25 protein-coding genes and 1 pseudogene are annotated in these 25,799 nt (G+C 60.0%); 15 read left to right on the plus strand and 11 right to left on the minus strand.

From position 1 onward, the window contains the following. Window positions 1-180: 180 nt before the first annotated feature. On the plus strand, window positions 181-1,191 hold the full coding sequence (locus OH720_RS03285) for an acyltransferase family protein (RefSeq protein ID WP_272604548.1): 1,011 nt from the start codon (window positions 181-183) through the stop codon (window positions 1,189-1,191). A 16-nt stretch (window positions 1,192-1,207) separates the two neighbouring features. On the opposite strand, the gene OH720_RS03290 is transcribed toward OH720_RS03285, so the two are convergent. Continuing rightward, entirely contained in the window at window positions 1,208-2,155 is a 948-nt protein-coding gene (locus tag OH720_RS03290; RefSeq protein WP_272604549.1) for a LysR family transcriptional regulator, read from the minus strand. 149 nt (window positions 2,156-2,304) lie between these two features. Here OH720_RS03290 and OH720_RS03295 point away from each other — a divergent pair, with 149 nt between their 5' ends. Both OH720_RS03295 and mmsB read left to right on the plus strand, forming a co-directional pair. Next, entirely contained in the window at window positions 2,305-3,831 is a 1,527-nt protein-coding gene (locus OH720_RS03295; RefSeq protein WP_008063832.1) for a CoA-acylating methylmalonate-semialdehyde dehydrogenase, read from the plus strand. Window positions 3,832-3,844: 13 nt separating this feature from the next. After that, window positions 3,845-4,732, plus strand: coding sequence for a 3-hydroxyisobutyrate dehydrogenase (gene mmsB, locus OH720_RS03300; RefSeq protein ID WP_272604550.1), 888 nt, complete (start codon window positions 3,845-3,847; stop codon window positions 4,730-4,732). Between the two features lie 57 nt (window positions 4,733-4,789). On the opposite strand, the gene OH720_RS03305 is transcribed toward mmsB, so the two are convergent. The 3 genes from OH720_RS03305 to OH720_RS03315 form a co-directional block, all read right to left on the minus strand. Then, complete coding sequence (locus tag OH720_RS03305) at window positions 4,790-5,134, minus strand: cupin domain-containing protein (protein WP_007946320.1); 345 nt, start codon at window positions 5,132-5,134, stop codon at window positions 4,790-4,792. A 162-nt stretch (window positions 5,135-5,296) separates the two neighbouring features. Continuing rightward, window positions 5,297-6,700 (minus strand): amino acid permease, encoded by a 1,404-nt coding sequence (locus tag OH720_RS03310; protein ID WP_272604551.1) that lies wholly within the window; start codon window positions 6,698-6,700, stop codon window positions 5,297-5,299. 106 nt (window positions 6,701-6,806) lie between these two features. Further along, window positions 6,807-7,709 (minus strand): LysR family transcriptional regulator, encoded by a 903-nt coding sequence (locus OH720_RS03315; protein ID WP_272604552.1) that lies wholly within the window; start codon window positions 7,707-7,709, stop codon window positions 6,807-6,809. A gap of 225 nt (window positions 7,710-7,934) precedes the next feature. Between OH720_RS03315 and OH720_RS03320 the strand changes: the two genes are divergently transcribed. Then, window positions 7,935-8,699 (plus strand): sulfite exporter TauE/SafE family protein, encoded by a 765-nt coding sequence (locus tag OH720_RS03320; RefSeq protein ID WP_272604553.1) that lies wholly within the window; start codon window positions 7,935-7,937, stop codon window positions 8,697-8,699. On the opposite strand, the gene OH720_RS03325 is transcribed toward OH720_RS03320, so the two are convergent. Further along, entirely contained in the window at window positions 8,689-9,003 is a 315-nt protein-coding gene (locus OH720_RS03325; protein WP_272604554.1) for a putative quinol monooxygenase, read from the minus strand. The genes OH720_RS03320 and OH720_RS03325 overlap by 11 nt on opposite strands. A 164-nt stretch (window positions 9,004-9,167) precedes the next feature. Here OH720_RS03325 and OH720_RS03330 point away from each other — a divergent pair, with 164 nt between their 5' ends. The 8 genes from OH720_RS03330 (at window position 9,168) to OH720_RS03365 (ending at window position 17,669) form a co-directional block, all read left to right on the plus strand. After that, window positions 9,168-9,758: an NAD(P)H-dependent oxidoreductase gene (locus OH720_RS03330; RefSeq protein ID WP_272604555.1), complete on the plus strand. Its 591-nt coding sequence runs from the start codon at window positions 9,168-9,170 to the stop codon at window positions 9,756-9,758. A 151-nt stretch (window positions 9,759-9,909) separates the two neighbouring features. After that, the gene (locus OH720_RS03335) at window positions 9,910-10,821 is read left to right on the plus strand and encodes a LysR family transcriptional regulator (RefSeq protein WP_272604556.1); all 912 of its coding nucleotides are present in this window, start codon (window positions 9,910-9,912) and stop codon (window positions 10,819-10,821) included. Between the two features lie 103 nt (window positions 10,822-10,924). Further along, window positions 10,925-11,818 carry an NAD-dependent epimerase/dehydratase family protein gene (locus tag OH720_RS03340; RefSeq protein WP_272604557.1) on the plus strand — a complete coding sequence of 298 codons (894 nt, stop codon included), beginning with the start codon at window positions 10,925-10,927 and terminating at the stop codon, window positions 11,816-11,818. Between the two features lie 197 nt (window positions 11,819-12,015). After that, window positions 12,016-13,461, plus strand: a complete 1,446-nt coding sequence (locus tag OH720_RS03345; RefSeq protein WP_272604558.1) for a SulP family inorganic anion transporter — start codon at window positions 12,016-12,018, stop codon at window positions 13,459-13,461. 222 nt (window positions 13,462-13,683) lie between these two features. Continuing rightward, window positions 13,684-15,033: a GntT/GntP/DsdX family permease gene (locus OH720_RS03350; protein WP_272604559.1), complete on the plus strand. Its 1,350-nt coding sequence runs from the start codon at window positions 13,684-13,686 to the stop codon at window positions 15,031-15,033. A 15-nt stretch (window positions 15,034-15,048) separates the two neighbouring features. Beyond that, window positions 15,049-15,909: a MurR/RpiR family transcriptional regulator gene (locus tag OH720_RS03355; protein ID WP_272604560.1), complete on the plus strand. Its 861-nt coding sequence runs from the start codon at window positions 15,049-15,051 to the stop codon at window positions 15,907-15,909. Window position 15,910: 1 nt separating this feature from the next. Continuing rightward, window positions 15,911-17,368 carry an N-acyl-D-amino-acid deacylase family protein gene (locus tag OH720_RS03360; protein WP_272604561.1) on the plus strand — a complete coding sequence of 486 codons (1,458 nt, stop codon included), beginning with the start codon at window positions 15,911-15,913 and terminating at the stop codon, window positions 17,366-17,368. An 88-nt stretch (window positions 17,369-17,456) separates the two neighbouring features. Next, entirely contained in the window at window positions 17,457-17,669 is a 213-nt protein-coding gene (locus OH720_RS03365) for a FitA-like ribbon-helix-helix domain-containing protein (RefSeq protein WP_272604562.1), read from the plus strand. A gap of 168 nt (window positions 17,670-17,837) precedes the next feature. Here OH720_RS03365 and OH720_RS31765 read toward each other — a convergent pair whose 3' ends face one another. Together OH720_RS31765 and OH720_RS31770 are read right to left on the minus strand one after the other, a co-directional pair. After that, on the minus strand, window positions 17,838-18,701 hold the full coding sequence (locus OH720_RS31765) for a methyl-accepting chemotaxis protein (protein ID WP_442967306.1): 864 nt from the start codon (window positions 18,699-18,701) through the stop codon (window positions 17,838-17,840). 42 nt (window positions 18,702-18,743) lie between these two features. After that, window positions 18,744-19,757: pseudogene (locus OH720_RS31770) on the minus strand (methyl-accepting chemotaxis protein); the annotation flags it as partial. 259 nt (window positions 19,758-20,016) lie between these two features. Between OH720_RS31770 and OH720_RS03375 the strand changes: the two are divergent. Both OH720_RS03375 and OH720_RS03380 read left to right on the plus strand, forming a co-directional pair. Then, window positions 20,017-20,688 (plus strand): histidine phosphatase family protein, encoded by a 672-nt coding sequence (locus tag OH720_RS03375; RefSeq protein WP_272604564.1) that lies wholly within the window; start codon window positions 20,017-20,019, stop codon window positions 20,686-20,688. Between the two features lie 26 nt (window positions 20,689-20,714). Continuing rightward, window positions 20,715-21,560 (plus strand): phosphatase PAP2 family protein, encoded by an 846-nt coding sequence (locus OH720_RS03380; RefSeq protein ID WP_272604565.1) that lies wholly within the window; start codon window positions 20,715-20,717, stop codon window positions 21,558-21,560. 207 nt (window positions 21,561-21,767) lie between these two features. Here OH720_RS03380 and OH720_RS03385 read toward each other — a convergent pair whose 3' ends face one another. Then, the gene (locus tag OH720_RS03385; RefSeq protein ID WP_272604566.1) at window positions 21,768-23,174 is read right to left on the minus strand and encodes a DUF2252 domain-containing protein; all 1,407 of its coding nucleotides are present in this window, start codon (window positions 23,172-23,174) and stop codon (window positions 21,768-21,770) included. An 87-nt stretch (window positions 23,175-23,261) separates the two neighbouring features. Further along, window positions 23,262-23,894 carry a hypothetical protein gene (locus OH720_RS03390; RefSeq protein ID WP_272604567.1) on the minus strand — a complete coding sequence of 211 codons (633 nt, stop codon included), beginning with the start codon at window positions 23,892-23,894 and terminating at the stop codon, window positions 23,262-23,264. A 130-nt stretch (window positions 23,895-24,024) separates the two neighbouring features. Between OH720_RS03390 and OH720_RS03395 the strand changes: the two genes are divergently transcribed. Continuing rightward, window positions 24,025-24,744 (plus strand): hypothetical protein, encoded by a 720-nt coding sequence (locus tag OH720_RS03395; RefSeq protein WP_272604568.1) that lies wholly within the window; start codon window positions 24,025-24,027, stop codon window positions 24,742-24,744. A gap of 81 nt (window positions 24,745-24,825) precedes the next feature. Here OH720_RS03395 and OH720_RS03400 read toward each other — a convergent pair whose 3' ends face one another. Together OH720_RS03400 and OH720_RS03405 are read right to left on the minus strand one after the other, a co-directional pair. Beyond that, window positions 24,826-24,996, minus strand: a complete 171-nt coding sequence (locus tag OH720_RS03400; protein ID WP_272604569.1) for a hypothetical protein — start codon at window positions 24,994-24,996, stop codon at window positions 24,826-24,828. Beyond that, the gene (locus OH720_RS03405; RefSeq protein ID WP_272604570.1) at window positions 24,993-25,718 is read right to left on the minus strand and encodes a zeta toxin family protein; all 726 of its coding nucleotides are present in this window, start codon (window positions 25,716-25,718) and stop codon (window positions 24,993-24,995) included. The genes OH720_RS03400 and OH720_RS03405 overlap by 4 nt, the downstream gene beginning before the upstream one ends. Window positions 25,719-25,799: the final 81 nt, after the last annotated feature.

Below are 25,799 nucleotides of genomic sequence, written 5' to 3' on the forward strand. Positions count from 1 at the left end.
CGCCATGAAAGCAACGTCAAAAAACCAGTTATTCAGCCACTGGCTCGCGACAAAATTTTATCGTGGCGTGAAGTGTAAAGCTCAAAAGGTGGCCTAGACTTCAGGCTTGAATGGTCTGGCTCCATGAGATTTTCACTGCTACGACTATTGGGTTTTCATATCCAAAGAGCGAATGCCAATATGAGTGATAGTTCCGTAGCAGGCTCTCGATTAAACGTACTTGATGGATGGCGCGGCATAAGTATCTTGCTGGTCCTGGCGTGTCACTTGCTACCACTTGGCCCAAAGTTTTTGCAGTTGAATTCCGCCGCTGGCGTCATGGGCATGGCTATATTCTTTACGTTGTCGGGTTTCCTGATAACAAGTTTTCTGCTCAATAACGACAGCGTCATTGATTTTCTGATTCGCAGGTTCTTTCGCATTGTGCCGCTCGCCTGGCTATACATGGCTATTGTTTTGCCTATGATGAGCAGCCCTCCGGATTTCTACATCGCAAACTTTTTGTTCGTTGCCAACTGGCCACCCATGTGGCTTGGCAATATAAACGGCCATCTATGGAGTTTGTGCATGGAGGTCCAGTTTTACTTGGCCATCGCTTTGCTGGTCGTTCTGATGAGGAAAAGGTGGATGGTGCTGATCCCTTTTCTCGCCATCGCCGTCACGACCTACCGGGTCATGAATGATGCCCATGTCGTCATCAATACCTATTACCGCATTGATGAAATACTGTCTGGCTGCATACTGGCGCTGATCTATCACAAAAGACTGGGCAGCAACCTTGTGAAAGCGCCGACACAAATGCTGGTCGTGCAAATAGCTTTATTCGCCCTGTTTGTGGTGTCCAGTCATCCTGACGGCGGTTTCATGAACTACTTGCGCCCCTATATTGCTGCAGCAATGGTGGGAAGCACGTTACTCAATGGCCGGACATTCATTGCCCATGTTCTGAACAACCGCATTTTGTTTTATATCGCCACCATCTCCTACGCACTCTACGTTGTTCATCCGTTGCTGGCGCATACCTGGCTGGGTAGCGGGGATACTGTCGTTAAATATCTGAAGCGTCCGTTGTTGTTCGCGGCAATTTTCATCACCGCGCATATATCCACCTTCTATTATGAAAAATGGTGGATTGCTTTTGGCAAGACGTTGTCCAGGAAAGTGGCTGGCCACCAACCGGTTACAACCTGAGCGTTTTTGAAGGTCCTCAGTCGGCGAACTGCATTTGTCGACTGACCCCCATCAACAGGGCCTGATTCTGCTCAGTCACCGCGCGGATGTAATCCCACAACAGGGTAATCCGCTTGAGCTTCCTCAAATCCTCGCGGCAGTACATCCAGAATTGCCGGGTAATGTTGATTTCCTGCGGCAACACCGGCAGCAACCGCGGGTCCTGGGCGGCAAGGAAACACGGCAGGATGGCCAGCGATCGTCCTTGCTGCGCGGCCACGAACTGCGCGATCACGCTGGTGCTGCGCAAATTGGCGCTGGCACCGGGGAGCACGTTGGCCAGGTACAGCAGCTCGGAGCTGAACGCCAGGTCGTCGACATAACTGATGAACGCATGCTTGCCCAGGTCGGCGGGGCGGCGGATCGCCGGGTGTTTGTCGAGGTATTGCTGGGTCGCATACAGCTGCAGGCGGTAATCGGTCAGCTTGCAGCAGACATAGGGCCCGTGCTCCGGGCGTTCCAGGGCGATGACGATGTCGGCCTCGCGCTTGGACAGGCTGATGAAGTGCGGCAGCGGCAGGATGTCCACCGAGATTGCAGGGTAGGCATCGACGAAATGGCTCAGTTGCGGGGTAATGAAAAAGCTGCCGAAACCTTCGGTGCAGCCCATGCGCACATGGCCGGACAACGCCACCCCGGACCCCGAGACCTGCTCGCAGGCCATGTGCAGCGTGCTTTCGATCGACTCGGCATAGCCCATCAGGCGCTGGCCTTCGGCGGTCAGGACAAAGCCGCTGGTCCGCGATTTCTCGAACAGCAAGGTGCCCAGCGAAGCTTCCAGTGAACTGATGCGTCGCGACACGGTGGTGTAGTCGACGGCCAGGCGCTTGGCCGCGGTGCTGGCCTTGCGGGTACGGGAGACCTCAAGGAAAAACTTGAGGTCATCCCAGTTCAGCGAACCTAGAGACGTGATGTTTTTTTGCATGATGGACCGGCTTTTATGTGCGTTCTTATTAGAAGTTTGCACATCTATACTCCAAAAACAGCCCGATCACCAATTCGCGGCACACGTCTTATCACAGGGTGACTTTTCGCCCTGGCTCCTGGAATAAAAACAAAGATTCGGAGACCCACATGAACGCTTCGCTTACGCCTAACGAAACTACCGTGCAAAAGGTCAAGCTGTTGATCGATGGCCAGTGGGTCGAATCCCAGACCACTGAATGGCACGACATCATCAACCCGGCAACCCAGCAAGTGCTGGCCAAGGTGCCGTTTGCCACCGCTGAAGAAGTCGACGCCGCCATCAGTGCTGCCCATCGCGCCTTCCAGACCTGGAAGCTGACGCCGATCGGCGCGCGCATGCGCATCATGCTCAAGCTCCAGGCGTTGATCCGTGAACATTCCAAGCGCATCGCTGCAGTCCTGAGCGCCGAGCAGGGCAAAACCATTGCCGACGCAGAAGGCGATATTTTCCGTGGCCTGGAAGTGGTCGAACACGCGTGCTCCATCGGCAGCCTGCAAATGGGCGAGTTCGCTGAAAACGTGGCGGGCGGCGTGGATACCTACACCCTGCGTCAGCCCATTGGCGTTTGCGCTGGCATCACTCCGTTCAATTTCCCGGCGATGATTCCGCTGTGGATGTTCCCGATGGCCATCGCCTGCGGCAACACCTTCGTGCTCAAGCCGTCCGAACAGGACCCGATGTCGACCATGCTGCTGGTGGAACTGGCCATCGAGGCCGGCGTTCCGGCTGGCGTGCTCAACGTGGTGCACGGTGGCAAGGATGTGGTGGATGCGCTCTGCACCCACAAGGATATCAAGGCGGTTTCCTTCGTCGGCTCGACCGCGGTCGGAACCCACGTCTATGACCTGGCCGGCAAGCACGGCAAACGCGTGCAATCGATGATGGGCGCGAAGAACCACGCCGTGGTGCTTCCCGATGCCAATCGCGAACAGGCGCTGAATGCGCTGGTAGGCGCCGGTTTTGGCGCGGCCGGTCAACGCTGCATGGCCACGTCTGTGGTGGTGCTGGTCGGCGCGGCCAAGCAATGGCTGCCAGACTTGAAAGCGCTGGCGCAGAAACTCAAGGTGAATGCTGGCAGCGAGCCGGGCACCGATGTGGGTCCGGTCATCTCGAAAAAGGCCAAGGCGCGAATTCTCGACCTGATCGAAAGCGGCATCAAGGAAGGCGCGAAACTCGAGCTCGATGGTCGCGAAATCACCGTTCCCGGTTACGAGAAGGGCAACTTCGTCGGCCCGACCCTGTTCTCCGGTGTGACCACTGACATGCAGATCTACACCCAGGAAATCTTCGGTCCGGTGCTGGTCGTGCTGGAAGTGAATACGCTCGACGAGGCCATTGCCCTGGTCAACGCCAACCCGTTCGGTAACGGCACTGGCCTGTTCACCCAATCCGGTGCGGCGGCGCGCAAGTTCCAGAACGAAATCGACGTCGGCCAGGTCGGCATCAACATCCCGATTCCGGTGCCGGTCCCGTTCTTCAGCTTCACCGGTTCCCGTGGCTCCAAGCTCGGCGACCTCGGCCCATATGGCAAGCAAGTGGTGCAGTTCTACACTCAGACCAAGACCGTCACCAGCCGCTGGTTCGATGACGACAGCGTCAACGACGGTGTGAACACCACGATCAACCTGCGTTAATAAGGAGCCGGACATGAACATCGCTTTTATCGGTCTCGGCAACATGGGCGCGCCAATGGCGCGCAACCTGATCAAGGCCGGCCATTCGCTGCGCCTGGTCGACCTGAACAAGACCGTGCTGGCGGAGCTTGAGCAACTGGGCGGCAGCATCAGCGCTTCGGCCCGTGAGGCGGCGCAAGGTGCGGAAATGGTCATCACCATGCTGCCCGCTGCCGTGCATGTACGTAGCGTCTGGCTGGGTGAAGACGGTGTGCTCGCCGGAATCGGCAAGGGTGTGCCAGCCGTGGATTGCAGCACCATCGATCCGCAGACCGCCCGTGACGTGGCGGCCGCCGCTGCCAAACAGGGCGTGGCCATGGCCGATGCGCCAGTCTCCGGTGGCACCGGTGGCGCCGCGGCGGGGACCTTGACGTTCATGGTGGGTGCGACCCCGGAACTGTTCGCGACCTTGCAACCGGTATTGGCGCAAATGGGCCGCAACATCGTCCATTGCGGCGAAGTCGGCACGGGACAGATCGCCAAGATTTGCAACAACCTGCTGCTGGGGATCTCCATGGTCGGCGTCAGCGAAGCCATGGCCCTGGGCGATGCCTTGGGTATCGACACCAAGGTGCTGGCGGGCATCATCAACAGCTCCACCGGACGTTGCTGGAGTTCGGAGATGTACAACCCGTGGCCGGGCATCGTCGAAACGGCACCAGCCTCGCGTGGCTATACCGGTGGCTTCGGCGCCGAGCTGATGCTCAAGGATCTGGGGCTGGCCACGGAAGCGGCCCGTCAGGCGCACCAGCCGGTGGTGCTTGGCGCGGTGGCGCAACAGTTGTATCAGGCGATGAGCCTGCGTGGGGAAGGCGGCAGTGACTTCTCGGCGATCATCAACAGCTATCGCAAGCCGCAATAAAACGATTCGATACATTGACCGGGAAATCACGTCGGGTGATTTCCCGTTTTTTTTGCATCAGGCAAACACGAAATACTTGCGCACGGTTTCCACCACTTCCCAGGTGCCTTTCATCCCCGGCTCAATGACGAAAATGTCACCGGCACGCAGGTGGATCGGCTCTTTTCCTTCCGGGGTGATGATGCAGTAGCCCTCGCGGAAGTCGCAGTATTCCCACTTCACGTATTCCACGTACCACTTGCCCGGCGTGCAGATCCAGGTGCCCATGATCTTGCTGCCATCTTCGCTGGTGTAGGCGTTGAGGTTGACGGTGTGCGGGTCGCCTTCGAGTTTTTCCCATTTGCAGGCGTCGAGTACGGGCAGCGGATGGGTGTCGCGAAGAACGGTAATCGGTGCGGTCATGATGACTCCGGCGTTGGGGGAGAGCTGAAGTCGAACCCTATAGGGCCTGCCGGGGTGTCAGTTGTCTGTGCTCGACATCGAGGTGTCCAGAAACGCTCGGGCATCTGGCCCACCCAATAAAAAACGCCCCGGTACTCATCGTACAGGGGCGTTATTTGGCGGTTATTGGGCCACTGGCAAGTTCCGATGCCTGGCCATACGCACCCGATAGAACAGGTAGATGATCAGCACCCAGACCGGGATGGCGAAGACCGAGGCGCGAATCCCCGGAATCATCCACATCACGTAGATGATCACGGCCATGAACGCCAGGCACAGGTAGTTGCTGAAGGGAAACCAGAACGACTTGAAGCTCGGCACGATGCCGCGTTGGCCCATGGCCTTGCGAAACTTCAGGTGCGTCAGGCTGATCAGCGCCCAGTTGATCATCAGCGAAGCGACCACCAGGGCGAACAACAGCTCAAGCGCTTCATGCGGGGCGACATAGTTGACCAGCACCGACAACATGGTGATCAGTGCCGATACGCCCAGCGCCCGCAACGGCACGCCCTGTTTGTTCAGCTTCATCAGCGCCTTCGGTGCGTCGCCCTGCTCGGCCAGGCCGTAGAGCATGCGGCTGTTGCAGTACACGCCGCTGTTGTAGACCGACAGCGCGGCGGTGAGCACCACGAAATTGAGAATCTGCGCGGCAGTGTCGCTGCCGATCAACGCGAAGATCTGCACAAACGGACTGCCGCTGTAGGCATCGCCCGATGCGCCCAGTGTTTGCAGCAGTTGATCCCACGGATACAACGATAGCAGCACGGTGAGGGCGCCAACGTAGAAGATCAACACGCGGTACACCACCTGATTGATCGCCTTGGGGATGACCTTTCTCGGTTCGCTGGCTTCAGCGGCGGTGATGCCGACCAGCTCCAGGCCGCCGAAGGAAAACATGATGAATGCCATCGCCATCAGCAAACCGCTGTAGCCGTTGGGGAAGAAACCGCCGTGGCTCCACAGGTTGCTCACCGCCGCTTGCGGGCCGCCGGTGCCGCTGAACAGCATATAGCAGCCCAGGGCAATCATGCCGATGATGGCCACGACCTTGATGATCGCGAACCAGAACTCCATCTCGCCGAAGATCTTCACGTTCAGCGTGTTGATCAGGTTGACCAGTACAAAGAACACCGCCGCACTGACCCAGGTCGGCACCTCGGGCCACCAGAACTGGATGTATTTGCCGACGGCCGTCAACTCGGCCATGCCCACCAGCACATAGAGCACCCAGTAGTTCCAGCCGGACAGGAAGCCAGCAAAGCTACCCCAGTAGTTGTGGGCAAAATGACTGAAGGAGCCGGCCACCGGTTCTTCGACGATCATCTCGCCCAGCTGGCGCATGATCAGGAAGGCGATAAACCCGGCAATCGCATAGCCGAGGATCATCGACGGCCCGGCGGATTTGAGCACCCCGGCAGAGCCCAGGAACAGCCCGGTGCCAATGGCGCCACCCAATGCGATCAGTTGAATATGACGATTTTTCAACCCCCGCTTGAGTGTGCCCTGTTGCAAGATTTCATCCGCCATCGCGTTCCCTTCTAGTCATTGTTGTTCAGGCATGATTTGAAGGATCAGATATTACTCTCAGTGAACTTTTGGTAATACGGGTACACATTGGGTTGAGCGCTGGTTTTCAAGGACTGCCTGTACGGTTTGCCGGGCGCAACGCCTCGAGCAACGCCCTGGCATAACCGGGCAGGCCAGTGAATGAGCGCGCGCACAGCAGCAGTTTTCGCTGAGCCCAGTCTTCCTTCAAGGCGAAGCTTTTGAGCGGTTGATCCAGTGCCCGGCGCTGGATCGCCGCCAGCGGCACGATCGCCAGCCCGGCGCCGCGAGCCACCATGCGAATCATCCCGTCGAAGCCTTCGGCGCGGATGCGGATCTGCATGCGCATACCCGCGTGTAGCGCCTGCTCTTCGAGGTACACCGCGAGTGCGCTATTGGCGGCCAGGCCCACATAGTCGTGCTGCAAGGTATCGCTGAAACCGGGTGGTTCGCCGTCGGCCAGCGGATGCCCGGGCGGCATGATCAGCACCAGCGGGTCGTCGCGAAAGGGCAGGGTTTCGAGGGCGTGGGTGTCTACCGCGTCGGAGACGATGCCCAGGTCGGCGGCACCCTGGCGCAAGGCGTGGGTGATGCGTGCGCTGGGTCGTTCCTGCAGGTCGATGTCGAGGTTGGGGTGCTCGCGCAGGAAGTCGGCGAGCAACTCCGGCAGGTATTCAGTGATCGCCGTGGTGTTGCACAACAACCGCACCTGGCCTTTGACGCCCTTGGCATATTCGGCCAGGTCCTGCTGCATGCGTTCGGCCTGTTGCAGCAGGACCCTGGCGTGTTGCGCGAGGGCTTTACCGGCAGGCGTGGGGGTGACGCCGCGCCGGCCGCGCTCCAGAAAATCGGTGCCGAGCGAAGATTCCATCGCGCGAATTCGTGCGCTCGCGGCGGCCAGGGACAGATGGCTGCGCGCGGCACCGGCGGTGATGTTGCCGGTGTCGAGAATGTTCAGGTAGAGCCGCAGGTCGGTCAGGTCGAAGTGCATCGTTACGGCCTCAGGAGGTGTGTCGCTTGGGCGGGCCTCTTCGCGGGCAAGCCCGCCCCCACAGGTGACCGAGTTCCCATTGGCGAAATGCAATCCACTGTGGGAGCGGGCTTGCCCGCGAAGGCGTCAGCAGCCACGGCGATTACGTCAGCCTCTTGCTAATCAAGAGGCACCCTCAGTATATGGCAGATTTCCATCCGGCCCACCCAGCCTCACCATAGCCCCATGAATACACTCGCATCGTTCTACCAGAATCTCGGCTTGACCCTGTCATTGCTGGTCATTGCCACCTTCCTGCTGGCCGGCATGATCAAGGGCGTCATCGGTCTCGGCCTGCCGACCATCGCCATGGGGCTGCTCGGTCTGGCTATGGCCCCATCACAGGCTGCCGCGCTGTTGATCATTCCCGCGACCCTGACCAACGTCTGGCAATTGGCTTTCGGCGGGCATCTGCGCGGGTTGATCAAACGGCTGTGGCCGATGCTGCTGGCGATTTTCATCGGCACCGGCGCGGGTACGCTGTGGATCGGCATGGTCGGTGGGCATTGGGTGGTGCGCGGATTGGGCGCGGCGTTGTTGCTCTATGCGCTGAGTGGCTTGTTCCTGCCGACCTTGCGTGTAGGCGCGGGTCATGAGCGCTGGCTAGGTCCGTTGTGCGGCGTGCTGACAGGTGTGATCACGTCGGCCACGGGCGTGTTCGTGATTCCGGCAGTGCCCTACATACAGGCCCTGGGCTTGAGCAGGGACGAACTGGTGCAGGCGTTGGGCCTGTCGTTCACCGTGTCGACCCTCGCCCTCGCGAGTGGACTGCTATGGCGCGGCGCCCTCGGCGGTGGCGAGTTGAGTGCATCGCTGTTGGCGCTGATCCCGGCGGTGCTCGGCATGTGGCTGGGGCAGTGGCTGCGCCAGCGGATCAGCGCCCTGTTGTTCAAGCGCGTATTTTTCATTGGCCTCGGGTTGCTCGGCGGCCATTTGTTGATCAGCGGCTAGCGGACGACGGGCTGATCATTTCGATGGCGCGGATCTCGAAATCCCGTTCCAGGTACTCGTCGCGTTGATCGAGGAACTGCTTCATGTGCGGCAGGTTCGAGTGCACGTCGAGGTGGGCCTGGGACTGCCAGATCTCGTAGAAGATAAACAGGGTCGGGTCTTGCTTGTCGCGCAGCATGTGGTACTCGATGCAGCCGGGTTCGGCACGACTCGCTTCTACATAACCGCTGAAAAACGCTTCGAAGGCGTCGGATTTTTCCGGGCGGGTCTTGGCGTGCAGGATGAAGCCTTGCATTTCACTCATTGGAAAACACTCCTCAAGTCAGAATCGGCGCCAGTCTAAGGCAACAATTGCCTATTGATTCGTGCGTGTGGGTCAAATGAATTTTGCGAAATCGGCGCTTATTCCGCGCGAGGCAGATCGTTACTCTGCCGCCATCCGATTCCTGACCCTTCCCGAGATCTCCCATGAAAAAAGTCCTGTTACTCAATGGCGGTAAAAAATTCGCCCACTCCGATGGCCGCTACAACACCACCTTGCATGAAGCCGCGCTGAGCGTGCTGGATCGCGGCGGTGTGGATGTCAAAGCCACCTTCATCGACGAGGGTTACGACGTCGCCGAAGAAGTCGCCAAATTCCTCTGGGCCGACGTGATCATCTATCAGATGCCCGGCTGGTGGATGGGCGCGCCATGGACCGTCAAGAAGTACATCGACGAAGTCTTCACCGAAGGTCACGGCAGCCTCTACGCCAGCGACGGCCGCACCCGTTCCGACGCCTCGCAGAAGTACGGCAGTGGCGGCCTGATCCAAGGCAAGCAATACATGCTGTCGCTGACCTGGAACGCGCCGCAGCAAGCCTTCGACGACCCAACCGACTTCTTCGAGGCCAAAGGCGTGGACGCGGTGTACTTCCCGTTCCACAAGGCCAACGAGTTCCTCGGCATGACCGCCTTGCCAACCTTCCTCTGCGTGGACGTGATGAAGCGCCCGAACATCGAGGCCGATGTGGTGCGTTATGAGCAGCATCTGAATGAAGTGTTTGGCCTGAAGGCTTGAGGCTCCGCTACTATCGATAGCTGGAACCAGAACCTGTAGGAGCCGGCTTGCCGGCGATGCGGCCTTGAGGGCGCTATCGCCGGCAAGCCGTGCTCCTACGAAAAAACGGCTCAGCTTTAAAAATGAGCGGGGCTATCGATAAGGAACACACGTGAAAGCCAGATCCGATGAATTGCAGATTTTCGTCTGCGTGATCGAATGCGGGTCGATTTCCGCGGCCGCCGAGCAGGTCGGTCAGACGCCGTCGGCGGTCAGCCGCACGCTGTCGCGGCTGGAGGCCAAGCTCGATACCACGTTGATCAACCGCACTACTCGGCGCATGGACCTGACCGAGGAGGGCAAGTATTTCTTCGAGCAGGCCAAGCTGATTCTCGATCAGATGGATCAACTCGAAGAGCGCTTGTCCTCGCGCCAGCAAACGCCGTCCGGGCGTTTGCGCATCAACGCCGCGTCACCGTTCATGCTGCACGCCATCGTGCCCTACATCGATGAGTTCCGAAGGCTGTATCCGGATATCCAGCTCGAACTCAACAGCAACGACCTGATCATCGACCTGCTTGAGCAAAGCACCGACATTGCCATCCGCATCGGCACACTCGCCGACTCGACCCTGCACGCCCGCTCCCTGGGTTGCAGCCCGCTGCACATCGTCGCAAGCCCCGCGTACCTGGAAAAACACGGCACACCGACCGCCGTGGCGGACCTGGCCGAGCACACCCTGCTGGGATTCACCCAGAACGAAGGCCTCAACCAATGGCCGCTGCGCTACGTGCATGGCGATCGCTGGCCGATTCAGGCGTCACTGAGCGCGTCCAGCGGTGAAACCATCCGTCATCTGGCGCTGGAAGGCCAGGGCATCGCCAGCCTGTCGCATTACATGACCATCGAAGACATTCGTGCTGGACGGTTGAAGGTGTTGCTGGGCGAGTTCAACAGCGGCTATCGCCAGCCGATCAACGCGGTGTACTACCGCAACTCGCAACTGGCCTTGCGCATCCAGTGCTTCCTCGACTTCATCCAGGGCAAGTTGGCGGTTTACGCTTCCACGGATTTCAGCGGCTGATTCGTGATTCCTGCGCAAGAGTGAATTGGGTCAGCAGGGATTTTTCGTCAGGGATCGCTGCTTGATACTCGTTGCATCACTTATCAACGCAGGGAGTTTCTCCATGAACGTATTCGTTACCGGTGCTGCCGGTTTCATCGGCGGCTCCATCGCCACCGGCCTGGTCAAGGCCGGCCACAAAGTGACCGGTCTGGTGCGCAACGCCGAACAGGCGGATGAGCTCAAGGCGCTAGGCATCACGCCAATCACCGGCACACTGGATGACAGCGCGCTATTGGCCGAACAGGCCCGGGCCGCCGACGCCGTGATCAACGCCGCCAGCAGCGACCATCGTGGCGCTGTCGAAGCCTTGCTCGATGCCCTGCGCGGCTCCAACAAAGTATTCCTGCACACCAGCGGTTCGAGCATCGTCGGCGATGCCTCGGGCGGTCAGTCCAGCGACGTCATCTACGTTGAGGACAACTTGCCGGAACCCACCGTGGACAAGGCCGCACGCGTGGCCATCGACAACCTGATCCTCGCCGCGGCCAAGGATGGCGTGAACTCGGCCGTCATCTGCAACACGCTGATCTACGGCCACAGCCTGGGCGTGAAGCGCGACAGCGTGCAGTTGCCGCGCTTGCTCAAACAAGCGCACAAAAGCGGCGTGGTCCGCCATGTCGGGACCGGGCAGAACATCTGGTCGAACGTGCACATCGAAGACGTGGTGTCGCTGTACCTGCTGGCGCTGACCAAAAATGTCCCAGGTACGTTCTACTTCGTCGAAAGCGGTGAAGCGTCTTTCATCGACATGACCACGGCAATCGCCGAGGCGCTGAATCTGGGCGAGCCGCAAGACTGGCCGTTGAAGGATGCCGAAGCCGAGTGGGGTTATGAAATGGCCAACTATGGCCTGGGCTCCAACAGCCGGGTTCGCGGTAAGCATGCGCGGGAATTGCTGGGCTGGGTGCCGAAGCGTACGTCGGTGCTGGAGTGGATTCGTAACGAGATGGTGTGAGTTCGCTCTAAACCGAGTTGTTGCAATCGCGAGCAGGCTCACTCCCACATTCGACCGCGTCCGTCTGGACAACGCGGTCCACTGTAGGAGTGAGCCTGCTCGCGATGGCGTTTTCAAAGTCTCTACAACTGGCCGGGCCGCCCCCGATTCCGTAACATCCGCACACTCCTTCTGCGACTCCCTGCATGCGGTCCCCCATGAAACCAAAACATCTACGCGCCGATGCCCTCGCTGGCCTCACGACGTCCTTCGCCCTGTTGCCCGAATGCATCGCCTTCGCGCTGGTGGCTCATCTCAATCCGCTGATGGGGCTGTACGGTGCGTTCATCCTTTGCACCCTGACCGCGCTGTTCGGTGGTCGGCCGGGCATGGTGTCCGGTGCTGCGGGGTCGATGGCAGTGGTGATCGTCGCGCTGGTGGTGCAGCACGGAGTGCAGTACTTGCTGGCGACGGTGCTGCTGGGCGGGTTGATCATGTCGGCGTTCGGACTGCTGCGCCTGGGCAAACTGGTGCGCATGGTGCCGCACCCGGTGATGCTCGGTTTCGTCAACGGCCTGGCGATCATCATTGCCCTGGCGCAGCTTGAGCATTTCAAGAGTGGCGAGACCTGGCTGAGCGGTACGCCCCTGTACTACATGATCGGGTTGGTGGCAGTGACGATGGCGATTGTCTATGTGCTGCCGCGCCTGACCCGCGCGGTGCCGCCGGCATTGGTGGCGATCCTGGGGGTGGGTCTGGCGGTTTACTTGCTTGGCCTGCCAACCCGCACCCTGGGCGACATGGCACATATCGCCGGCGGCTTGCCGACGTTTGCCTTGCCAGACATTCCCTGGACCCTGGAAACCCTGCACATCATCGCGCCTTACGCGATCCTGATGGCGATGGTCGGTCTGCTGGAGACGTTGCTGACCCTGAACCTCACCGACGAATTCACCGAGAGCCGCGGCTACCCCGATCGCGAGTGCGTGGCGCTGGGCGCGGCCAACGTGGTGTCCGGACTGTTCGGTGGCATGGGCGGTTGCGCGATGATCGGCCAGACTGTGATCAACTTGAGCTCCGGGGGCCGCGGCCGGTTGTCCGGTGTGGTTGCCGGTGTGTCGATCCTGCTGTTCATCCTGTTCCTGTCGCCGCTGATCGAACGTATTCCATTGGCGGCGTTGGTGGGGGTGATGTTTGTGGTCTCGCAGCAGACCTTCGCCTGGGCTTCGCTGCGGGTGCTGAACAAGGTGCCGTTGAACGATGTGCTGGTGATCATCGCGGTGACGGTGATCACGGTGTTCACCGACCTGGCCACGGCGGTGTTGTGCGGGATCATCATAGCGGCGCTGAATTTCGCCTGGCAGCAGGCTCGGCAGTTGTACGCCGACAGTCACCTGGAAAACGACGGCAGCAAACTTTACCGTGTCCATGGCACGCTGTTCTTCGCCTCGACGACCCCTTTCCTAAATCAATTCGACCCAGCCAACGACCCTGCGCAGGTGACTCTCGATTGTCACCACCTGAGCTTCGTCGACTACTCCGCCATCGCTGCACTGGATACCTTGCGTGAGCGCTACAGCAAGGCTGGCAAGCACCTGCGGGTGCTGGGCCTGTCGGAGCGCTGCAAGAAACTGCTCAAGCGTGCCCGGGTGCAACACGACTGAAATCCGCCTGCCTGATGATCGTTCCCACGCAGAGCGTGGGAACGAGCAGTGTGGTCATGAAAATCCGCCTGCCTGATTTTCATTAATCGCGACACTGCATATCTCTAAGCGACATCCCTTACCTCTGCACGAAAATTACTTTCACCTCGTTTGAAAATTACGCCTCGAAATGTTTTAAGAGTTTCACAAAACTTTCGACGTGACCCTCTCGAGGAGTACCGCATGACCCTGTCCTTCGGCTATTGGCTGCTGGTGTACGCCGCCATCGCCATCATCGCGCTGATCGTGCTGATCGCCCGTTACCGGCTCAATCCGTTTATCGTCATCACCCTGATCTCCATCGGCCTGGCGCTGGTGGCGGGCATGCCGCCGTCCGGCGTGGTCGGGGCCTATGAGGCGGGCGTCGGCAAGACCCTGGGGCATATCGCCCTGGTGGTGGCGCTGGGCACCATGCTCGGCAAGATGATGGCCGAGTCCGGCGGCGCCGAGCAGGTGGCGCGGACCTTGATCGACCGCTTCGGCGAAAAGAACGCGCATTGGGCAATGGTCTGCATCGCCTTCCTGGTGGGGTTGCCGTTGTTCTTCGAGGTCGGTTTCGTGTTGCTGGTGCCGATTGCGTTCACCGTGGCGCGGCGGGTCGGCGTGTCGATCCTGATGGTCGGCTTGCCGATGGTCGCCGGCCTGTCGGTGGTGCATGCGCTGGTGCCACCGCACCCGGCGGCGATGCTGGCGGTGCAGGTGTACCAGGCGTCGGTGGGGCAGACCTTGCTCTATGCGATTGCGATCGGCATTCCCACGGCGATCATCGCCGGTCCCCTGTACGCCAAGTTCATCGTGCCGCGTATCCAGCTGCCGGCGGAAAACCCGCTGGAGCGGCAGTTCCTCGAGCGCGAGCCACGCGACAGCCTGCCAAGTTTCGGCCTGACCATGGCGACCATCCTGTTGCCGGTGGTGCTGATGCTGATCGGCGGCTGGGCCAACCTGATTTCCACCCCGGGCACGGGTTTTAACCAGTTCCTGCTGTTCATCGGCAACTCGGTCATCGCATTGCTGCTGGCGACCTTGCTGAGCTTCTGGACGCTTGGCCTGGCCCAGGGCTTCAATCGCGAGTCGATCCTCAAGTTCACCAACGAATGCCTGGCGCCGACCGCCAGCATCACCTTGCTGGTGGGCGCCGGCGGCGGCCTGAACCGGATCCTGGTGGACGCTGGCGTCACCGACCAGATCGTCGGCCTGGCCAACGAGTTTCACTTGTCGCCGTTGCTGATGGGCTGGTTGTTTGCCGCGTTGATGCGCATCGCCACCGGCTCCGCCACCGTGGCCATGACCACCGCCTCGGGCGTGGTCGCGCCCGTGGCCATCGCGATGGGGTATCCGCATCCGGAGTTGCTGGTGCTGGCGACGGGGGCGGGCTCGGTGATTTTTTCCCACGTCAACGACGGCGGCTTCTGGCTGATCAAGGAATACTTCAATATGACGGTGACCCAGACCTTCAAGACCTGGACGGTGCTGGAGACCCTGATCTCGCTCGTCGCCTTCGGCCTGACCGTGGGCCTTTCCTACCTGATTTAACCGGAGCCGCCTGCCATGGACATCCTCTACCAGATCCGCGCCCGCCAGGATTCCTTCAGCGCCGGAGAAGGACGCATCGCGCGCCTGATGCTCGACGATGTGGGGTTTGCCGCCTCTGCAAGCCTGGATGAGCTGGCGCTGCGCGCAGAAGTCAGCACCGCCACGCTGTCGCGTTTCGCCCGTACGGTCGGCTGCAAGGACCTGCGCGACCTGCGTTTGCAACTGGCCCAGGCCAGCGGCGTCGGCAGCCGTTTTCTCGACCCGGCGGGCACACCGGATCAGTCGGCGTTCTACGGGCAAATCGTCGGCGACATCGAATCGACCCTGCGCCAGCACCTGACGGCCTTCGACGAGTCGCGGTTCGCCGATGCGGTGAAACTGCTGGGCAAGGCGCGGATGATTCACGCCTTCGGCATGGGCGGCTGCTCGACCTTGTGCAGCGATGAGTTGCAGGTGCGCCTGGTGCGCCTTGGCTACCCGATTGCGGTCTGTCACGACGCGGTGATGATGCGGATCACGGCGGCCAGTCTCAGCGCCGATCAGGTGGTCATCGTCTGTTCATTGACAGGTATCACCCCCGAACTGCTGGAAACCGTGGAGCTGGCACGCAGCTACGGTGCGCCCATCCTGGCCATCACCCGAGGCGATTCGCCGCTGGCGCAACTGGCCGACATCGTGCTGCCGCTGCAAAGCGCCGAGACCTCGTTCATCTACAAACCGACAGCGGCACGCTACGGCATGCTGCTGGCCATCGATGTGCTTGCCACCGAGCTGGCACTGGCCAATCCTCAAGACAATCAAGAGCGCCTGCGGCGGATCAAACTCGCCCTGGACGATTACCGCGGCGGCGACGATCACTTGCCGCTGGGAGACTGACATGATGTACGACACGCTGATTCGCAATGCCCTGGTCATCGACGGCAGCAACAGCCCTGGCTACCCGGCCGACGTGGCGATCCGCAACGGTCGCATCGAGCGCATCGGCGACTTGCAGGATGCCCGTGCCACCGAAGAAATCAACGCTGCCGGCCGCGTGCTGGCGCCCGGCTTCATCGATGTGCACACCCACGACGACACGGTGGTGATCCGTCAGCCGCAGATGCTGCCCAAGATCAGCCAGGGCGTGACCACGGTGATCGTCGGTAACTGCGGGATCAGCGCATCGCCGGTGAGCCTGCGCGGCGATCCGCCGGACCCGATGAACCTGCTTGGCAGCGCTGCGGCGTTTGTCTATCCGAAGTTCAGTGATTACCGTGCGGCGGTCGAGGCGGCGAACACCACGCTGAACGTCGCCGCGCTGGTGGGCCACACCGCGCTGCGCAGCAACCACCTCGACGACCTGTTTCGCACCGCTACGCCCGATGAAATTGCCGCGATGCGCGAGCAGTTGCGCGAAAGTCTCGAGGCCGGCGCCCTGGGCTTGTCCACCGGTCTGGCCTACGCCAGTGCGTTCTCGGCATCCACCGAGGAAGTGATGCAACTGACCGAAGAGCTGACGGCGTTCGGCGCGGTCTACACCACCCATTTGCGCAGCGAATTCGAGCCGGTGCTGGAAGCCATGGACGAGGCGTTCCAGATCGGCCGCCATGCGCAATCCCCGGTGATCATTTCCCACCTAAAATGTGCCGGCGCCGGTAACTGGGGGCGCAGCCCGCAGCTGTTGGCGTCCCTTGAGCAGGCTGCGAAAACCCACCCGGTGGGCTGCGATTGCTACCCCTATGCCGCCAGTTCCTCGACCCTGGACCTCAAGCAAGTCACCGATGCCCACCGCATCACCATCACCTGGTCAACGCCGCACCCGCAGATGGGCGGGCGCGACCTGATGGATATCGCCGCCGAGTGGAACCTGCCCTTGCTCGAGGCCGCCCGCCAGCTGCAACCGGCTGGCGCTGTGTACTACGGGATGGACGAAGCCGATGTGCGACGAATCCTGGCGCACCCGTTGTCGATGGTCGGCTCCGATGGCCTGCCGGAAGATCCGTTTCCCCATCCACGCTTGTGGGGCGCCTTCCCGCGGGTGCTCGGCCATTTCAGCCGTGACGTAGGCCTGTTTCCCCTGCACACCGCCGTGCACAAGATGACCGGGCTGTCGGCGTCGCGATTTGGCCTGAAGGAAAGGGGCGAGATCCGTGAAGGCCATTGGGCCGACCTGGTGCTGTTCGACCCGGCGACCATTCGCGATGTCGCGGACTTCAATGATCCGCAACGGGCGGCTGAAGGCATCGATGGGGTGTGGGTCAACGGGGTGTTGAGTTACCAGGACGGTCAGGCGAACGGGCGCAGGGAAGGGCGGTTTTTGGCGCGGGAAGGGGATTTGCGCGTGGGATTTGCGTGACGCTAAAAGATCGCGGCCAAGCGCGCAGAATCGTTAACCGCTTCGTGGTAGTGTCACTCGATCGTTTTGATGGATATGGGAGGCGCCCGTGGCCAGTATCACCATTAGTAATCTTGACTCTCGGCTTTTTGAGCTGTTGCGCGTAGCGGCAGACATCAACGGTCGGTCGATGGAGGAAGAGGCTCGCATTATTCTTGGGCACTCACTCAATCAGAAGGATTGTGTGAGTGGCTTGGGGACTCGAATACACAATCGGTTCAAATCCGAAGGTGGTGTGGAGTTGAATCTGCCTGCTCGCTAATTCGGGCATATCGGTTGTTTGTCATATCGCATTCGCGAGCAAGCCCGCTCCCACATTAGATTGATGCAATGCACAAAACTTGTGATCGCAGCAGATCGAGTGTGGGAGCGGCGGTGCGACGATTCGACTTGCTCGCGAATGGATCTTTCATTCCCCGCGCAATGAACGTCAGACGCGGAAGTGGCTCACCATCATCTGCAACTGATTCCCCAGTCGCGCCAGTTCAACACTGGATTTAGCGGTCTCATCGCTGGCCGCAGCGGTCTGTTCCGACACGTCGCGTACGTTGACGATGCTGCGGCTGATCTCTTCGGCCACCGCGCTTTGCTGTTCGGCAGCGGCTGCGATCTGCTGGTTCATCGACTGGATGTTGGACACCGTGCGGGTGATGTTCTCCAGTGAGACACCGGCCTTGCGGGTCAGGGCCACGCTGCTGTCGGTCAGGGTGCGGCTGTTGTTCATTACGGTCGCCACTTGCTGGGTGCCGTTCTGCAGGGCGGCCACCAGGCCTTCGATTTCCTCGGTGGATTTCTGCGTGCGTTGGGCCAGGCCCCGCACTTCGTCGGCCACCACGGCGAACCCGCGACCGGCTTCCCCGGCGCGTGCCGCTTCAATGGCGGCGTTGAGTGCCAGCAGGTTGGTCTGTTCGGCCACGGCCTTGATCACGTCCATGACGCTGCCGATCTTGTCGCTTTCCTGTTGCAGCAGGCCCATGGCTTCAGTGGAGCGCGCCACCTCGTTGGCCAGGCGCTCGATCTGGGTGATGGCTTCGCCGACCACCTTGTCGCCTTCGCGTGCTTCACCATCCGCCGCGGCGGCGGCCTGGGAGGCTTGCTCGGCATTGCGCGCGACTTCCTGCACGGTGGCGGTCATCTCGTGCATGGCGGTGGCGACCTGGTCGGTCTCGACTTTCTGGCTGTTGACCCCGGCGCTGGTCTGCTCGGTCACGGCCGACAGTTCTTCGGCCGCGCTGGCGATCTGGGTGACGCCGTCGCGGATACCGCTGATCAGGTCGCGCAGGGTCACGCCCATGCGCGCAATGCCTTGTTGCAACACACCCAGCTCATCGCGGCGAGTCACCTGGACGTCCTGGGACAGGTCGCCGCTGGCAATGCGATCGACCACGGCCAAGGTCTCGCGCAATGGACCTGTGATCTGCCGGGTAATGATAACGGCGGCAATAATGCCCACCAACAACGCCAGCAGGGTGCTGATCAGTTGCAGGGTACGCGCCTGGGCGCTTTCGGCGTCACGACGGTCGAGTTGGATCTGATACAGCTGCTCGCTCAGGCTCACGATGGCCGCACCCTGGTCGGTCATTTCCTTGCGCGCCTGCACGGCATCGTTGTTCGCGGCTTTGTAGGCCTGCAAGGCGCTGCGGTAGTTGCCCAGCGCGGTCTCCAGTTGACGCAGGGCCTCGGGCTGGATGTCAGTGAGGTGCACGTTGAGCTGTTTCAGGCTGGCAATGGCGGCGTCCAGTTGGGCGACGGCCTTTTGCTCGGTTTCGGCATTGGTGGTCGCGGTGTAGCCACGTACTTCGTAGCGGGCCTGCAAGAACGCTTGTTTGGCGGCGGTGATGGCCTGGAACTGTTCGAAGCGCTGATCGCTCGGTGGCAGTTGTTGCACGCGGCGGCTCAGATCGTCGATCAACGTGCTGGCCGTTTCGGCGTTGACGCCCATGACGTCGCGGGCGCTGTTGCCGGTGCGGTAGGCGCCACGCATCTTGGCGAGGGACGTCTTGTAGGCATCAATGACGGTGCCTTGCTCTCTGAGCAGCTTGAGGTTTTCCGGGCTCTTGAACTTCGCCAGCAAGGCTTGTTGCTGATCGGAAAAGGCCTGCAGCGTGGTCTGGACATTCTGCGCGGTGGCTTCGTCACCGTTGGTCAGCATGTACTGCAGGCGCACCACGCGCAGCTTGGTCAGGCCGGCGTTGAGCTGGGTGATGTCGCTCATCCAGTTGCTGCGGTCGATCAAACTGCCCAGGCTGGTCCAGCCGGTCAGGGCGAGGATGCAGGTCAGGGCCAGGACCAGGCCGAAGCCCAGGCCCAGTTTCAGGTTCACGCTGATGTTGCCGAACCAGCTATTCATCAAAATTCCTCCAGGAACGTGTGTTTCTTGATCGTCGGTTGGCTGGAAGATTGTTGTTTTTAGGCGCCAGCAAGGTGGGTTGCAGGTCTGTATCGGCAGCAATCACGAGAGCTGAAAGGATTTTGTCGGACGGAATCTGTAACAAGTTTTTTGCCGCAGGCTTAAGCTTTTTTTCACATCGGTTTCACTGGCTGCCGACGCCCCCCTCATTACCCTCGCGGCATCGAATGAAGGCTGCATGCCGGCGAGGCGGCTTGATGTGGAACTGAGACTGAGTCTGTTCGGAATAAACCGCTCGATCGACCTGGGTCGGTTTACCCGTTATCGCAATACGCTGGTGGTGCTGGCCTCGGCGCTGCTGGCGATCCCCTTGACGGTATTGCTGTTACGGCCCGCCGCCGTGCCGGACCTGGCCCATGGCAATGTGCAGGGCGCGCGGGCACTGTTTGCGGGTTGGGCCAAGGGCGACATGATCGTGTTGGTGCGCCATGTCGAGCGTTGCGATCACTCCAGCGCGCCCTGCTTGAGTGGTAACGATGGCATTACCGATCGCTCGCGCAGCGTTGCGGTGGCCGTCGGTGCACGGTTCGAGCAGTTGGGGCTGGGTCGCGCCGACATCTACAACAGCCCGATGGTGCGTACGGCACAGACGAGCGGGTACATGTTCAACAAAGTCGGCACCGGCGACGACTGGCTGATTAACTGCAAAGGCACGATGTTGCGCGACGCCCTGGCGCACAAGGTTGCCGGGCGCAACCTGATCCTGGTGACGCACAGCGAATGCATGGCGCAACTGCAAAAGGATCTCAAATTACCGACTTCGACCCTTGGCTATGGCTCCGCGCTTTTCGTCACCGCCCAAGCGCAGCAAGCGCCACGCATCCTTGGTTTCATCGAAGCCTCGGACTGGCAATCGGTGACCACCGAATGAATTCACTCTCTGAATCAGGACGCACCATGCAGACGGCTTCCCGTTCCCGTTTTTACTGGCTGAACTTCGGTATCCCACTGGCCTGCGCGGTCGTGGTGTTCCTGATGTTCGACCTGACCCGGATCGACATCGCCTTCAACGATCTTTTTTTTGACCCGGTGACGCAGACGTTCCCGCTGGACCATGTGCACCTGTTCGAAAAAATCACCCATAAATGGGCGCGGATCATTCCGAACTGGACCGGCGAGATCGCCATCATCGGTGCCTTGCTGTCGTTTCTCTGGCCGCGGTTGAAGGCCGAAAAACACGCGAAAATCATCGCCTTCCTGGAGAAGATCAAAGTCGCGCCGGTACTGCGCTTTGCCTGCAAGCATCGTCGGGATTTCCTCTACGTGGTGTTTGCGTTCTCCATCAGCACCGGCGTGATCCACTACCTCAAGGGCCATACCAGCGTGTATTGCCCGATCGAGACCACCCAATACGGCGGGAAGATCGAGCACAAGGAGTGGTACGAGAATTTCGATTTGCTCAAGGTCGCAGGTGACGGTCGCTGCTGGCCAGGTGGGCATGCCTCCGGTGGTTTCACCATGCTTGCGTTGTACTTTGTTGCACGCCGTTACCGCTGGCGCCATGCCAAGGCACTCATGTATGGCTCACTGGCCCTGGGGTTCGTGTACGGCACGACGCGGGTGGTGCAGGGCTGGCACTACATGTCCCACACCTTCTGGGCCGGGATCTTCGTGTGGCTGGCGTGTTTGCTGACGGCGCTGGCGTTTTACGGGCGAGCACGGTTGGAGATGCCGGTGCTGCGCAAGGCTGAAAAACCGGCATTGGTGGCTCAACCTGTCGGACTTGCTCCTGCGGATCAATAGTATCCAGTGCCCGGTTCACAGCCAGCTCCGCCAGGGATTTTGCCCAGGGGGCTGTCCCGGGGCAGGACTTTTCGCCAGACAAAAAAAAGCCCGCGGGAGGGCGGGCAAACCGTAGTTTCTTGAATGAGCGAGACAAATGTACAGCGAGTGGCCTGAACGCGGGGTGAAGAAAAGTTCATGTCGTTCCCGAGGCGCACTCCACCGCGCCTAAGGCAGATGATCCGTTGCAAAATCCGCTTCCGAGCGCGCGTGCAATTTTCCCTTGCGACACGCTTGCTGGAAGTGTTCGAAGTCGCGCTCGTTCTGTTTGGCGTAGCCTTGGGCATACTGATAGAGGGCATCGGCCAGTGCCTGGCTCTTGCCGATGTAGCCGCTGATGTACGCGGCCTGTCCTGAAGACTTGGCGTGCGCGCGGGCCAGGGCGCGGCCACAAATCCGTGCGTAGGCTGCGAACGCTTCCCCGTCGAAGGTCTCGAGTTCGGCCGAGATCTTCATATCGCGCAACTGCCGCACATGGAAGTGACGCCCGCTGGGGCCGGTGGTCCAACCAAGGAACAAATCGCTGGCTGATTGCATCAGGCGTTGGCCGTCAACCACGCGCTGCCCCTCATGCCGGGCCCGTGATTTGGTCTTCACGAAGCCGGCGAGCACTGAGCGTCGTGCTTCCTTGAATTGCAGGAACAACGGGAATTCCTGCTCGTCGGTCAGCAGCGCCACCAGGCAACGCTTACCGACGCTGCCGACACCCACCACCTTGAACGCCATGTCCTGCACCTCAAAGCGCGACAGCAGCTCGCGACGGTCGGTTTGCAGCGTGCCTCGGTAGTCGCGCAGGAAGGTGTCATACAGCGGTCGCCAGTCCGAAAGGCGCAGCCAGTCATCGTCGGCATCCAGCAAGGTGGTGTGGTTGTGCAGGTGGAAAATTTCCGGCAGGTCGTCGCGAATGATCAGGCGGCCCTGTTTGTCGCGCTCGCTGATTTTCGGCAGCAGCTGCGCATGGGTACGACGTTCGGCTTTCTCCATCGCCCGTTGCACATGCTCCAGGTTTTTTTTGCTCGCCTGTGCACGTAAGTCGTCATAAGTGATGGACTCATACCAGGTGTCCATCGCGCTTTGTTCGGCGCACTCGAGCATCGTTTGCTGATAAGCGCCCACCAGTTGGTGGCAGACCGTATCTTCCACCGAGCTGCCATGGCGCAAGTCACGGGTGGCCACCAGGAAACTGGCCACCAGCCGTTTCAAGTCCCATTCCCAGGGACCGGGATGCACCTCGTCGAAATCGTTGACGCTGAACAGCAGCTTGCGCTCGGGGGTGGCAAATCCGCCAAAATTCATCAGATGACAGTCGCCACAGATCGGAGCAACCAGCCCCATGTCCGGCGTCCCCGCCAGGTCGTGCGCCTGTAGCAACGCATTGCCGCGAAAGAAGCTGAAAGGCGATTCCAGCATGCGCCCATACCGCAATTCGACCAGCGATCGGATGCGACCCTCACTTGACGCCTTGATCAGCGGAACAGGGTCGCGCCTGGTTTTGCCCATCGACGCCTGCTGATTGCGCGGACACTTCTTGCGGGCTTCCTTGCCTTGCTTGAGGCGATCTTTGAGTGCAGTCATGTGGACTCTTTCGGTGGGGGAGGGAGGAGGTGTGCGATTGAGTGTAGAAGGGGTTTGGGGGCGAAGCCGGTGTTACACCCATCATCCTCAATACTCCGTCACCTTCTGCCTGCGCAAGATCCATCCCGCCTCCCCAGGCATCAACCGGTACTGGATCTCGCGCATCTTCCCGGTCCGACCCGCCGAGGCGTCCGCGCTGTCATACAGCACAAACCGTTGCACCAATGTGTTTTCCACCACGGCAAACTCGTCCTCGCCCCGATACCCCTCGGCGATTTTCGGGTCTTCGCTGACCGGTGGCAGATAGATCGCGCTGAGGGATTTTTTCCGGTTGGCGGAGTAGGCAACAAGCTCGCCGGGCAATCCGCGCCCTGGAGACCTGACGAACACGTAGATTTCCGGTGAGCCATCCCGATCAATGTCTGCAACTTCTGCCCTGGAGATGTCGCTGGCCAGGGGATGAGTCATGGCTGAATTATCTATTTCCAGCCCTTGGGGAGCGATGCGCATTACCCGGCTGCTATCGACTGACGCCTGCGTCACATGAAAAGTAATTCCCTGCAGTTCGAGCGTCTGGTCGAAAGGCTGCGTGCCGTTACCGGCATAGGTATCAACGCCGTTGTTGAAAGAAACATGCTCGACCTGAGGGGCGATTTCGCTGGCGGCCTGTGCCGGCAGGGCGACCATCGCCGTCAGCAGGGCCAGAATCCGGATGTTCATGTTCTGCGTCCTGAATGCTTCCGTTCAGTGGAGGGATGAGCATAGATCCGCTTGCCAGTTCGCACCGCTCACGACTGGCCAGTGACCTATTCTTTGATTCTGGCCAGCATTGAAAGGGGGGGCAGACCCCATGAACGATTTGCTGAAAAAAGTACTCGACGCCCATGGCGGCCTGGAGCGCTGGAACAGGTTCACCACGCTCAACGCCACCATCGTCACGGGCGGGGAGCTGTGGGCAATCAAGGGCGTGGTGCAAGACACGATGCCCCGCGAGATGACCGTCAGCCTGCACCAGCAAAGCGCCAGCGTCACACCGTTCGGCAACCCGCACTGGCGCACGGTATTCCGTGCCGACTACATCGCCATCGAAACCACCGATGGAGAAATCGTGCGCGAGCGAGCGAACCCGCGAAAATCATTCGACGGGCACGCCATGGACACCCCCTGGGACCCGCTGCACCGCGCGTACTTCAGCGGATACGCCATGTGGACCTACCTGACGACGCCGTTTTTCATGGCGATGCCGGGGTTCAACGTCACTGAGATCGCGCCCTGGCAGGAAGGCCCCGAGATCTGGCGCGGTCTGCGGGTCGAGTTTGCGCAACACATCGCCAGTCATAGCCGTTTCCAGGATTTTTACTTCGCAGATGACGGCCTGTTGCGTCGACACGACTATCACGTCGACGTGGCTGGGGGCTTTGCAGCCGCCCAGTACGTGAGCGAGTACGTTGAAGCCCAGGGCTTTGGTTTTCCTTCCCGGCGTAGAGCCTACCTGCGGGGCGAGGATCTGCAGCCGGTGCGCGAGAGGGTGATGGTGTCGATTGACTTGAGCGAGTTTCATTTGAGTTGAGGGATAAAGCGCGGCTAACAAAAAAGCCGTAAAGCGTTGGCTTTACGGCTTAATACTTGACCGGTTTACTTGTCCGAGTAGTCAGTTAGCTCGTTTGGTTTGAGCTTCCATCATCACAAGGTTCTGCTGCTTGGTAGCCTCAGTCAGTACTTCGCTGTAGACACGCTTTTTCTGCTCTGATTTAGCATTGCGAATGAAATCAGCAAAGGGGCTCTTGGTGCCCTTGGATAAGCCTGGCTTGATCGAAATCATTGATTCGCTCCTGATCCTAACCCGAGCACGGCCATTAAGTCAGCCCGCGTGTGTCGCTCAGGGATATGGTAGTCAATTTTATCGACTCCAGCCTTGTAAAGACGTCCTGAATTATCGATATGCTTGAGCAGTAAATCCACGTGCACGTCGCCTCCGTACTCTAGCTTAATAGTGTTTACCACGTCACGCGCGGCGAAATACTGATCGATGAAGTGCTCGGGCCGGATTCTTCTCCCTTCAGCGGCTTCGCGAGCTTTGACAAAGTCCCATGCGAGGAGTGGATTTTGGTAGACGTAGAGGATTTGTACGAATCGTCCCTTGCGCAGTGATCGCTCCACATTCCTTCTTGCCACTTCGATATTGGAAAGTGTTCCATCCAGGACAAATGACTGTCTCTGATCGAAGGCGCAATCCAGAATTTTTTCGACCAGAATCGACACTCCACTCTGGAAAATCCAGGCGTTTCCCCCGGAATACTCACAAAATTCGTTGCGAAGCTCATCAGGATCAATTCTTAGGATTGCTGTATCAGCAAAAAGATTCACTAGAGCGATTGACGCTTCTGTCTTCCCTGCTCCCGGCGAGCCAGCCATAAATACTGATACAGGATCTTGCTCCGGAGGGTATATCGCTATGTCGGTTCGACGCCTGGCTATGGGTTTCTTGTTCGACCGGGCAAAGGAAATCGCTTCATTCTGCAAGAGCTGTTCATCAGGAGTCATCGCCAGTCCTTTGGTATGGAGTACATCAAAGGTGAAGCACAGATTGGAGACCGAAACGTTGTGAAACAAAGCATACAGATT

Source organism: Pseudomonas sp. WJP1, assembly GCF_028471945.1.
In the GTDB taxonomy this organism is placed as follows: Bacteria; Pseudomonadota; Gammaproteobacteria; order Pseudomonadales; family Pseudomonadaceae; genus Aquipseudomonas.

Bases quoted from the DNA above. Each gene is read 5' to 3' on its own strand.
- OH720_RS03285 (WP_272604548.1), top strand. From the start codon at position 181: ATGAGTGATAGTTCCGTAGCAGGCTCTCGATTAAACGTACTTGATGGA.
- OH720_RS03290 (WP_272604549.1), bottom strand. From the start codon at position 2,155: ATGCAAAAAAACATCACGTCTCTAGGTTCGCTGAACTGGGATGACCTC.
- OH720_RS03295 (WP_008063832.1), top strand. From the start codon at position 2,305: ATGAACGCTTCGCTTACGCCTAACGAAACTACCGTGCAAAAGGTCAAG.
- mmsB (WP_272604550.1), top strand. From the start codon at position 3,845: ATGAACATCGCTTTTATCGGTCTCGGCAACATGGGCGCGCCAATGGCG.
- OH720_RS03305 (WP_007946320.1), bottom strand. From the start codon at position 5,134: ATGACCGCACCGATTACCGTTCTTCGCGACACCCATCCGCTGCCCGTA.
- OH720_RS03310 (WP_272604551.1), bottom strand. From the start codon at position 6,700: ATGGCGGATGAAATCTTGCAACAGGGCACACTCAAGCGGGGGTTGAAA.
- OH720_RS03315 (WP_272604552.1), bottom strand. From the start codon at position 7,709: ATGCACTTCGACCTGACCGACCTGCGGCTCTACCTGAACATTCTCGAC.
- OH720_RS03320 (WP_272604553.1), top strand. From the start codon at position 7,935: ATGAATACACTCGCATCGTTCTACCAGAATCTCGGCTTGACCCTGTCA.
- OH720_RS03325 (WP_272604554.1), bottom strand. From the start codon at position 9,003: ATGAGTGAAATGCAAGGCTTCATCCTGCACGCCAAGACCCGCCCGGAA.
- OH720_RS03330 (WP_272604555.1), top strand. From the start codon at position 9,168: ATGAAAAAAGTCCTGTTACTCAATGGCGGTAAAAAATTCGCCCACTCC.
- OH720_RS03340 (WP_272604557.1), top strand. From the start codon at position 10,925: ATGAACGTATTCGTTACCGGTGCTGCCGGTTTCATCGGCGGCTCCATC.
- OH720_RS03345 (WP_272604558.1), top strand. From the start codon at position 12,016: ATGAAACCAAAACATCTACGCGCCGATGCCCTCGCTGGCCTCACGACG.
- OH720_RS03350 (WP_272604559.1), top strand. From the start codon at position 13,684: ATGACCCTGTCCTTCGGCTATTGGCTGCTGGTGTACGCCGCCATCGCC.
- OH720_RS03355 (WP_272604560.1), top strand. From the start codon at position 15,049: ATGGACATCCTCTACCAGATCCGCGCCCGCCAGGATTCCTTCAGCGCC.
- OH720_RS03360 (WP_272604561.1), top strand. From the start codon at position 15,911: ATGATGTACGACACGCTGATTCGCAATGCCCTGGTCATCGACGGCAGC.
- OH720_RS31765 (WP_442967306.1), bottom strand. From the start codon at position 18,701: ATGGGCGTGACCCTGCGCGACCTGATCAGCGGTATCCGCGACGGCGTC.
- OH720_RS03380 (WP_272604565.1), top strand. From the start codon at position 20,715: ATGCAGACGGCTTCCCGTTCCCGTTTTTACTGGCTGAACTTCGGTATC.
- OH720_RS03385 (WP_272604566.1), bottom strand. From the start codon at position 23,174: ATGACTGCACTCAAAGATCGCCTCAAGCAAGGCAAGGAAGCCCGCAAG.
- OH720_RS03390 (WP_272604567.1), bottom strand. From the start codon at position 23,894: ATGAACATCCGGATTCTGGCCCTGCTGACGGCGATGGTCGCCCTGCCG.
- OH720_RS03395 (WP_272604568.1), top strand. From the start codon at position 24,025: ATGAACGATTTGCTGAAAAAAGTACTCGACGCCCATGGCGGCCTGGAG.
- OH720_RS03400 (WP_272604569.1), bottom strand. From the start codon at position 24,996: ATGATTTCGATCAAGCCAGGCTTATCCAAGGGCACCAAGAGCCCCTTT.
- OH720_RS03405 (WP_272604570.1), bottom strand. From the start codon at position 25,718: ATGACTCCTGATGAACAGCTCTTGCAGAATGAAGCGATTTCCTTTGCC.